At 40.3% G+C, this 10,910-nt stretch carries 6 protein-coding genes and 2 tRNA genes; 6 read left to right on the top strand and 2 right to left on the bottom strand.

Translation table 11 applies throughout. The features are described 5' to 3' along the window. From B3182_RS15175 to B3182_RS15165, 3 genes are all read left to right on the top strand, one after another. Positions 1–608 (top strand): RNB domain-containing ribonuclease (locus tag B3182_RS15175; RefSeq protein ID WP_292753399.1); only part of this gene is annotated, 608 nt, incomplete at its 5' end. A gap of 433 nt (positions 609–1,041) precedes the next feature. Further along, a tRNA-His gene (locus B3182_RS15170) sits at positions 1,042–1,117 on the top strand. 124 nt (positions 1,118–1,241) lie between these two features. Then, positions 1,242–1,317: transfer RNA gene (locus B3182_RS15165), tRNA-Thr, on the top strand. 454 nt (positions 1,318–1,771) lie between these two features. On the opposite strand, the gene B3182_RS15160 is transcribed toward B3182_RS15165, so the two are convergent. Together B3182_RS15160 and B3182_RS15155 are read right to left on the bottom strand one after the other, a co-directional pair. Continuing rightward, entirely contained in the window at positions 1,772–3,838 is a 2,067-nt protein-coding gene (locus B3182_RS15160) for a putative bifunctional diguanylate cyclase/phosphodiesterase (RefSeq protein ID WP_292354176.1), read from the bottom strand. A 38-nt stretch (positions 3,839–3,876) separates the two neighbouring features. After that, positions 3,877–5,457, bottom strand: coding sequence for a methyl-accepting chemotaxis protein (locus tag B3182_RS15155; protein WP_292354174.1), 1,581 nt, complete (start codon positions 5,455–5,457; stop codon positions 3,877–3,879). Positions 5,458–5,539: 82 nt separating this feature from the next. Here B3182_RS15155 and B3182_RS15150 point away from each other — a divergent pair, with 82 nt between their 5' ends. The 3 genes from B3182_RS15150 to gdhA all read left to right on the top strand — a co-directional run. Then, complete coding sequence (locus tag B3182_RS15150) at positions 5,540–6,511, top strand: LysR family transcriptional regulator (RefSeq protein ID WP_292354172.1); 972 nt, start codon at positions 5,540–5,542, stop codon at positions 6,509–6,511. A gap of 402 nt (positions 6,512–6,913) precedes the next feature. After that, complete coding sequence (locus B3182_RS15145; protein ID WP_292354171.1) at positions 6,914–9,634, top strand: sensor domain-containing diguanylate cyclase; 2,721 nt, start codon at positions 6,914–6,916, stop codon at positions 9,632–9,634. Between the two features lie 148 nt (positions 9,635–9,782). Then, on the top strand, positions 9,783–10,910 hold a 1,128-nt coding region (gene gdhA, locus B3182_RS15140), incomplete at its 3' end, for an NADP-specific glutamate dehydrogenase (protein WP_292753396.1).

The raw sequence follows: 10,910 nt of genomic DNA, 5'->3' as shown, positions 1-10,910 counted from the left end.
CCGGCCATTATGCCTCTCTATTGAAAACGGTCAGCAATCGTCCTGATGGACATTTGCTACAAACAGTTATGTTACGCAGTATGAAACAAGCTGTTTATTCTCCTGAAAATCTGGGTCACTTTGGTCTTGGTCTCGAGGCTTATGCACATTTCACGTCACCGATTCGACGCTACCCGGATTTGTTAGTACATCGTGCAATCAAGCATACGATTACTAAACAGAAAAAAGCCGCCTGGCATTATTCGGAAGAAGCTATGGTTCAGCTAGGCGAACATTGTTCAATGGCTAGCCGTAGAGCTGATGAGGCAACACGTGATGTGGCTGACTGGCTCAAGTGCGAATATATGCGTGATCGAGTTGGTGAAGTTCATGAAGGTGTGATCAGCGGTGTTACGGGTTTTGGTTTATTTGTGGAACTGAGTGATATCTACATTGAAGGTCTGGTTCATGTCACTGCACTGAAAAACGATTACTATCAGTTTGATGCCAGCGGCCATCGCTTGATGGGTGAAAGATCACGCAAATCCTATCGTTTGGGTGATTCCATTAAGGTTAAAGTGGTACGAGTCGATCTGGATGAAAAGAAAATCGACCTGGAACTGGCTTAGGGTCTGTTGATCTTTCATANNGCCTCTGTTGTGACTGAAAATGCGCCAATCAAGGCGCGAGGAATGCAGTTTGTGAGATACATCCATGTATCTCACCCCTAAGGGGCTTACGCTCAAAAACGTTCCGGACGTTTTTGTAGTCACTCTAAATAAAACTACGAGTAACGCAGAGTGGTGCATTTTCAGCCTCAACCCGTAGGGCTGGGACTATTTTTCCGCCCTCCTGTGTTGGAAATGATTTATGTAGAACAACTACATCGAATCATTTCTGCCTTGTTGGACGGAAAAACAGCTTCCAGCAGTGGTGGCTCTGAAAGATAAACAGGCCCTAAGGTCTCATTTCCCTTGACCAGAAAAATAAAGGCAGTACAATTGTCGACTTCCTGAAGGTCACCCAGCTTCTTTCGAGTGATTTTCTGAATAGATTTCTGTGGTGAGTGTAGCTCAGTTGGTAGAGTCCCGGATTGTGATTCCGGTTGTCGTGGGTTCGAGCCCCATCACTCACCCCATTTTTTTGACATCGACTATTTACATCAAAATATCGAAAAGTAAATAACCGATTCAGCATTATTTTTTTACAGGTGATTCAGGCTTGCATGCCCCCCACACTGTTTGTATAATGCGCCTCTTGTTGCCGGTGTAGCTCAGTTGGTAGAGCAACTGATTTGTAATCAGTGGGTCGTAGGTTCAAGTCCTATCTCCGGCTCCATATATATCAAAGCCTCAGAAGTTTTTAACTTCGGAGGCTTTTTTATTTGTTTTCGGCATTTGAGATTTTCCTTCTCTTCCTACCAAGTTCTTATTGTATCTGTAGCTTCAGAAAACCCAATGGGCGTCTCATTTCAGCACTCATAGTCTGTGCTCATGAAGTTTAAAGAGTGTGGAGGTAAATCCAATTAAACTTAGCGAAATTTGAGATAATTTCGCCTTTAACATCACCCGTTTTAACTAATTCCCGGTCAAAGTATCGTGCAAATGCGACATCATCTGCTTTGAGTGACTGACATTTTCCCTTCGCACCACAGGTTGACCCTGGAATTATGCTTGGCTGTTCAATTATACGAACTTGATTACTCTAGCCAACGGTATGCTGGGCAACAAACTTTTCCCTTGCATGATAACTATCATATAAATTTACAGCAGTTATTTAGAGAAGATTATCTCTAAAATAAATTATTTACTAAATTAATCAGGTTTTTATATCCTTCTTCAATCTCTTCGAATCCAATCATTGCCGACGTTATGTCACCGCACTGATGCAGAACATGTGTATTAGCGATTGAGTTTAATAGCGTTGAATAGTGGTTTTCCAGTTGCTCCTGCTGGTGTGCTTCGATAAATTGAGTGCTCTTTGCTTTTTTCAACCAAAATCCGCAATGACTATGCGTTGAGGCGATTAATGGAACATTACTATTGGTTTTAGATTGGATATTGTTTTTTAAAAATTCATATTCTATTTCGAGAAAATGTATTAATAATCTGAGTTGAGAGGTTTTTAAGCAATCATTTTGGTCATTTTCAATAGCAATCAGTTCGGGTATATAAAAATTGCAAGCCCATTCCAATACACTTGCTGCTGGCATTGGTCGCGCAATAGCATAACCCTGTGCAATTTTGCACCCCATGCATAAAAGAATTTGGGCGTGTTTAACAGACTCAACGCCTTCAGCAATAACTTCGATGTTAAATGAGTTGGCAAGAGATATAACACTTTCGACAATCTTATAGTCATCTGCATCGTTGAGCATATTCCGAACAAAAGATTGATCTATCTTGATAGTTTTTATGGGAAGTGTTCTGATGTGGCTAAGCGAAGAATATCCTGTTCCAAAATCATCCAAAGCCATTGAGATATCGAATTTTTCCTTACATTCAGCAATAACAGTCTGTATTGAAGATAATTCATCAAGCGCATGGCTCTCCAGTATTTCAATTTGAAAAAAACTCAAATCAAGTCCGGGAAATTCATTACATATTTTCTCCAGACTTTTTATAAATGAGCTTCTTGCAAGATGATAAGCAGACAGATTGATACTTACACGAAGTTTTAATCCATACTTGTGCCAGTTTTCAAGACATTTCAAAGCTTCCTTTATTACAAACTGTCCCAGCAAAACCTCCACATCCGACTCATTTATTGAAGGCAAGAACTCAATTGGCGATAAAAGCCCTCTTGAAGGATGCTGCCAACGAACCAACGCTTCAAAACCAATTATTTCGCCGGATGTCATATCTATTTTAGGCTGAAAGAACAATCGCAACTGCTTATCGTGTATTGCCGATAAGACTTCAACATGACTGAATGAACTTTTTGAGACTTCTTTTACTTTTTCGGTATCTCCATACATTAAAAATGCTGATTTACCTGCATTTTTAATTTGATAAAGTGTTTGATCCGCGTGTTCAATCAGGGAATCCAGAGACCCTTTATCAAAAGGATAGAGCGTATAACCAATAGATGCCCCTATGATAATTTTGTGTCCTTCAACAAGATCATAGGGTTGACTCAGCGTATGTAATATTTTTTGAAGTATTCCATCACAATCCGATCGGCTGTGAATTTCACTCAGTAAAATGACAAATTCATCACCACCATATCTTGATATCGTATCTTCCTGTCTAAGCAGGGATTTTATTCTATCGGACAATTCGACCAGAAGCTGATCTCCGATGTTGTGACCATATGTATCGTTAACTGGTTTGAAGTCATCCAGATCTAAAAAACAAACTGCTAACATTTCATGATTTCGATTTGCTTTAGCAACAGCCTGATTAAACCGATCGCCCAACAAGTGCCTGTTAGGTAATCCGGTAAGTGCATCGTAATGGGCCAATTTTTCAAGGCTTGTATGATGTTCTTTCATTTTGGTTATATCAGACATCATTCCCAGATAATGCACGGTATCTGTGCCTGGAATGTTGATTTTGTTTACACTCAACAGTTCCGCATAGAAAGTGCCGTCTTTTTTTCTATTCCATACCTCTCCTTCCCAACTTCCATCTTTCTCAATAGCCAGCCACATGTCTTTGTAAAAATCTTTATCCTGCCGACCGGAACTGAGAATACTCGGATTGTTTCCAATCAATTCTTCTTCTGTAAAACCGCTTATCCGACAAAAAGCAGCATTACAGGCAAGAATGCGAACTTTATCATCGGTAATAATCATCCCTTCCTGAGCCTTTTTAAATAACTCCATCAACAGAAAGTCTCGATTGCTTAAATCAAACATAATTTACTCCAAACTACTTACCCCCCCTCGGTTTATGCTTATGAATTAGTTTGTTTGGCCCAGAACTGAGCGGCCAGGGATTCAAAGTTTGTTGTTAGTGTCAGCATGTGTGAACTGATGGAAACAGTGTTATCGGCTTCCCTAACGTTATTGCCCGACGAGTCTCTGATGTTATGAATACTCTTACTGATTTCTTCAGCCACAGCACTCTGTTGCTCGACTGCAGAAGCGATTTGAGTAGTCATATCGTTGATTTTCTGGATTACATCCAGGATATTTGCAAAAGAACTGACTGTATCTTGATTATGACCGACACAGGTATCCGCCTGATTCAAACCTTCTGCCATCGCCTTAACAGCAGTAGCGGAATTGTTTTGCAGCTTCTCCACCATGATACGAATCTCTTCAGTAGAAGTGCGAGTTCTACTGGCAAGCGAGCGAACTTCATCAGCAACTACAGCAAAACCTCGTCCAGCATCGCCGGCTCTTGCTGCTTCTATTGCAGCATTTAAGGCGAGTAAGTTGGTTTGCTCAGAAATTTCATTGATTACATCTAGCACTATGGCGATATCGTTACTACTTTTTTCCAATGCTTTAATCGTTTCTGATGCCTGTTCTACCCCACCTCGCAAAGCCTGCATTAAATCTACACTGATTTGCACAACCTTCTTGCCATTTTCTACTTCCTCAACTCCTTTATTGGCTATTAAAGTGCTGTTTTGAGCATTCCTCGAAACCTCCTGAATACTTGCAGACATTTCGTTTATTGCCGCTGCAATCTGTTCTGTCTCATTAAATTGCTGCTCGGCATAACCCTTTGAAGCCTTAATGGCCCCACCTAATGTATAAGTATTTGAGCCCATTGTAGCGGCGCTGTCTGCAACACGACCGATTAAACCTGCTGTTTCAGACTCCAGAAACTTCATTGCTAGTGCTATATCACCAAGCTCATCACGCCTTCCAATGTAGATATATCTGGCCACAGGATCATTTATGGTTTTACGTGCATTGGCAACAATAACTTTTAAGGGTGATAGCAGGATATAAACCCCACCCAGTGAAATACTGATACACAAAAGCGAAATGAGAGTAATGAATAACCAGCTTTGAAGTAACAGGCTTGCTAAAACCTGGATCATCATTGGCAGAACTATTAATGCAGCAATTTTGAAAATTATAGATAGAGAGTTTTTAAGTTCTGCAGTCTTTTTCCCTGTGCGAATCTTTTCATAAAGGCGGGAAGCCCGATCCACATGTTCTCTTTTGGGCTTTCTTCTTATTGACTGATATTCCCTTGCTCCATCGTCTTTAATTATCGGAGTAACGTAGGCATCAACCCAGTAGTGATTTCCATTTTTGCAACGATTTTTGACCATCCCCATCCAGGACTTATCAGATTTAACTTTTCCCCACAAAGCAGCAAAGGCAGCAGATGGCATATCGGGATGCCTTACTACATTATGATTTTTGCCTACCAGCTCCTCTTCAGTAAAACCACTAATCTCAACAAAGTCCTGATTGACATAAGTAATAATTCCCTTACTATTTGTAGTGGTAAGTATGTTTGCATCGCTTTTGTATGATTCTTCTACTTGTGTAACTGGCTCGTTAATCTTCATAACTTTTGGCCTTTAGCGTGGAAAGTAGATTTAACTCCTCTCAAGGCTATATTTAGTTTAAACAATAGGTCTAATACCAAAAATGAATCAACGTATAACAAAAAATTATCAGTTCAACTATGACCTGAAACAGTTACGAGCTTTTCTTGAAGTTGCCAAAGTAAAAAGCTTTAGCAAAGCAGCAGAGAATTTGTTTATTTCTCAACCGGCCATTTCTAGAAAAATCTCTCAACTTGAGGAGGCATTGAACTGCCAACTTTTCATTAGAGAAAATAATACCGTTGAATTAACACCATCAGGCGAAGAACTTAGAAACAAATTACCTAAAATTTTTGAAAACCTAGCAGGTATAACTGAGTCGCTCAATTCTCTAACTAAATATAACAAATTAAAAATAGGATATACATGCGCTGCAATGAGTAGTTTTTTACCCAGCTTGATACGAAAAACGACAGATAAACTTACAGGATATGAATTGATTTTTTCTGAAGACAATACAACAGGATTAATTAATAAGGTACTTGAAAATAATATCCATTGCGCATTTATTATGGCGCAACCAAAACACGAAAACCTGATAACAATAAATATCCGGTCCGAATCAATGGGCTTGATGATACCGGATAATCATCCCTTTAATTCACTGAATGAAATACCAATTGAATTACTCAAACAGGAAACGATAATTCTTTTTCCCAGACCTCAAAACCCCAGTTTATATGACCATATACTGGAACATTTTCATAACAAAAACTTTATGCCAAAAGCCATAAGAGAGGCGGATAGTTGCAATGCAATATTTGGTTTTGTTGCTGCGGAAACTGGTGTTGCCTTTATAGCAGAATCGATGGCAGGACTTTGTATGAAAGGTACAAGTTATAAGCCAATTTCTCAGCCGGGTCCTGAAATTAAATTCAGCTTCATATCCAATAGATTTTTTCTTGAAGACTGGCATGTAACTTTTGAACGTTTAATTTCTGAAAACTATTGTGACGATTCTTGTTTCTACCTTAACCAGATGGATAAATCCTTTATCATTCAGAATAACCTTTAAACTTAAACTAATATTTATTAAGTATAGTCGGATGTTAAATATAAATAGTTTTACCACGATGGATATTGTCACTATTCTAAAATATATTGAACAACAATTATAATTTATACAGTTAAATTAAATGCATATTTTTATAACAAAAAGTTTCATACTTTCATATTTACATATAAAAATACTAAAACATTAAACCTATATCACTAAATCATATATGGTGACGATTATTTCAGTTCATTATTTATAAGCAAAAAAGCCCGACCTACCACTTTTGGATTATTAGTAGCGATCAGTATTAATAGCATTACCTCAGGTAAGTATTAACCTTGTAATATATGCAAATATTTTTTAAGGGAAGATTGTAGTATGGCATCTGTCAAAGGTTGATGGCTGGCTGCATGTAAATAAATGAATAAAGCTATTTATTTGTATTGTGATATAAAAAAAAGTATTTCCAAACTGCCACTATTATTTATACCTTTTTTGGTGATAGTGGTAGGTTCTGGTTTTTCCTTGGCACAATATCATCAGGTTAAACAACGAAATCAACAGGTAATTGCTGATCGCTTTGCTATCTCCTTTAACGAAACCACCCAAAGCGTTACCGAAAAAATTCGAAGCTACGAACAGATGCTACGGGCGACTCAGGGTCTTTTTGAGTCTTCGGACAGCATCACCCGTGAAGAATTTAAAAATTATGCCGAAAAACTCAAGCTGGAAGCCTTTTATCCCGGGATTCAAGGTTTGGGATATGTGCCAGTTATTACGCCCGCTGAGAAACTTGCTCATATCGAATCGATAAGACAATCGGGATTTCCGGACTATAACATTACTCCAGAGGGTAAACGGGAGCTCTATACCAGCATTTTGTATCTTGAGCCCTTTCAAGCTCGCAATCTGAGGGCTTTTGGTTTTGATATGTATTCGGAACCCACACGTCGAGCTGCGATGATCGAAGCCCTTGTTAGTCGTGAGGTTAGTCTTTCTGGTGGGGTAAAACTGGTACAGGATAATCCTGATGAATCCGTCACAGGCCTTCTGATGTATCTCCCTTTATTTGATTCAGTTGAGCCTGAAAATCCTCATATTGGCTGGGTTTACGTCGTATTCCGGATCAGTGATGTAGTGAAAGCATCATTAACGCAAAATGGCACACTTAGTCACTTGAAAATCTCAGATGTGACTACTGAGCCAATGGATGTACTTTTCCAGTCAAGCAGTTTCGAGACCAGTTCATTTGAATTAAGCGAAACCTTTACACTCGCTGGCCGCCAATGGAAGTTTGTGGCTTATCCTGATCAGAATTTTATAAAAGCCTTTGAAAAACAATCTGCCAAATCGATGTTGTTAATACAATTGCTTATAACTTGTTTGCTTGCTTATGTTTATTGGCTATTGGTAAGTGGACGAAAACGTGCAGAGCGCCGGGCCAACGAAATAACAAATTTCCTGCGTGAAAAGCATCTGAAGCTCCAACTAGCAACAGACACCGCTGGCATGGGCACTTGGGAGTGGGATTTTCAAAAACAGCATGTTTTGGTTGATGAACATCAATTAACCATTTTCGGACAAAGTGAACAATCTAATCCTTATTTAACACTTGAAAACTGGTTTGCACATTTTGAGGAAACTGATCGGCAACGAGTTGAAAACGCTTTTCACAAATGCAAGTCCGATCGTCTCGAGTTAAATATTCAAGTGTTGGTGCAGTCCAGAAGCGATACTCGAATGGTGCAACTCAAGGCGGCCTTGAGTTTCAATACCTCAGGTGCAGCAACAAGCATGATTGGGATTTGTTTTGATATTACAGAAAGCTGGCTTTATCAGACACAACTTGAACAAACTGAATCACGTTGGAAACATGCGCTGGAAGGTAGTGGCGAAGGCGTCTGGGACTGGTCAATTATCAATGACAAAGTGCTTTTTTCGGAAAAACTGATTTCCATGCTGGGATATACGCCAGATGAATTTTCTCCTCATATCAGCGAATGGTCAGATCGAATTCATCCAGATGATCGTCAACAGGTATTCAGCGATATTGATGCGTTACTGGATGGCAGCCAACCTGAGTACCGAAACGAACACCGTATGCTGTGTAAAGATGGTAGCTGGAAATGGATTCTTGACCGTGGCACAGTGATTGAACGTGATGAGCAGGGAAATCCGCTAAGGGCGATAGGTACACATACCGATATCAGTGGTCGCAAAGAAATCGAAATCACCCTTAGGATCAGTGAAGAACGTTTCAGAAATGCCTTTGATACGGCGGCGATCGGGATGGCTCTGGTCGGTCTGGATGGCAGCTGGCTGGAAGCAAATCCAGCCTGTTGCGAAATGCTTGGTTACAGCGAAGGCGAATTATTACAAATGACTTTTATGGATGTGACACATCCTGAAGATCTGGATCTCGATCAGCAGTTTGTCGCTCAACTGGTCGCCGGTGAAATTGATCACTATCATATGGAAAAGCGCTACGTTCGCAAAAATCATCAGATTATTGATGTATTACTCAGCGTCTCAGTTGTGCATGATATAAACGGAGAACTGTTGCATTTTGTCTCACAAATAGAGGACATAACGGCCAGAAAACATGAACACGAATTAATGCGCAAGTTGGCGCTCTATGATGCATTGACTGGTTTACCAAATCGTCGTTTGTTTGATGAGAGGATAAACCAGGCAATACTCGGCGCAAAGCGAAATAAACATCCACTTGCGCTGATGTTTATTGATGTCGATCATTTTAAACAGATCAACGATACCTACGGGCATGATGTTGGTGATCAGGTGATAAAACGCGTTGCTGAAAGCATGCAGTTAGCATTACGGGCAACAGATACGCTTGCCCGATTTGGAGGCGATGAATTTGTGGTATTGCTGAACGAGGTAAGCTCTGCAGATGCTGCGGTAAAAGTAGCCGAACATTTGCGAAACAGTCTGAAAAACCACCTTGAGTTTGACACTATCCGTTTATTGGTGACCTTAAGTATCGGCATTGCCGTCTATTTACCTGAAACAAATGAATCTGCTCTTCAGCTGATGAAAAAAGCCGATATGGCGCTTTACGATGTCAAAGCTCGTGGTCGTGATGGTGTCGGTTTATTTCAGGCCGGTGGATTTGAAAAATAATAACTCAATATTTATAAATAAAATCAACGTGTTTTTATTCCTCCAGAACTCCAAGTGGTGAACCTGTAACAATTTGCTGAGTCTGAAAAATAGTATTACTTCTGTTAGATTGTATCTATGCATTATCAGGTTAAACGAAGAGGTTTGAATGTCCTATATTGAGGCGACGATGAAGAAGCTGCAACGAAGCAGCCCAAGTCAGCCAGAGTTTTATCAAGCTACCGAAGAAATTCTCCAATCTATACGCCCTTTACTGGAAAAAAATCCTCAGTATCTTCAACAAAATATCATTGAACGCATAGTTGAACCGGAACGCCAGATTATGTTCAGAGTTGTCTGGCAAGATGATGACGGTAACGTTCAGGTCAACAAAGGCTATCGAGTTCAGTTCAACTCCGCTCTGGGTCCCTACAAAGGTGGCATCCGCTTTCATCCCTCGGTTAATGCCAGTACCGTTAAATTTCTGGGCTTTGAGCAGATATTTAAAAATGCGTTAACTGGTTTATCACTCGGTGGTGGTAAAGGTGGCTCAGACTTTGATCCCAAAAATCGATCAGATAACGAAATCATGCGGTTCTGTCAGGCCTTTATGAATGAGTTGCAACGGCATATTGGTGCAACCATTGATGTGCCTGCAGGTGACATTGGCGTGGGCAAGCGGGAGATTGGCTATCTGTTTGGGCAATACAAACGTTTGAATCGTCATTTTGAAGGTGTATTGACTGGCAAAGCAATCAACTGGGGAGGCTCACTTGTTCGCCCTGAAGCCACAGGCTACGGCTTAGTCTATTTCACAGAAAATATGCTGCAAGCCAATGATGATTGTCTCGACGGCAAAAAATGTCTGGTATCCGGCGCAGGGAATGTGGCGATTCATACTATTGAAAAACTCTATCAATGTGGTGCATTGCCAATAAGCTGCTCTGACAGCACCGGTACGATTTATCACGAAAAAGGTATCGATTTAATTCTGCTGCGGGAATTAAAAGAGGATCAAAATTGCTCCTTGGCAAAATACCGGGAAACGCACCCCGACGCTGAATTCACACCTATCAAACAGTATCCTGAAGATGGTCATGCGGTATGGCGTATTAAAGCAGATGCCGCTTTTCCGTGTGCTACCCAGAATGAATTATCAGCAGCTGATGCCATTGCACTGTGCAAAAACGGTATTAGCTGTATTGTTGAAGGTGCCAATATGCCCTGCACTGCTGAAGCACAGGCACATATTATTGCTGCAGGGATTCATTATGCTCCAGCCAAAGCTGCCAATGCG

The organism is Methylophaga sp. UBA4204 (genome assembly GCF_002379485.1).
GTDB lineage: Bacteria > Pseudomonadota > Gammaproteobacteria > Nitrosococcales > Methylophagaceae > Methylophaga.
The sequence above is the reverse complement of the archived record's forward strand: the minus strand, read 5'-3'. Positions and strand labels throughout refer to the sequence as shown.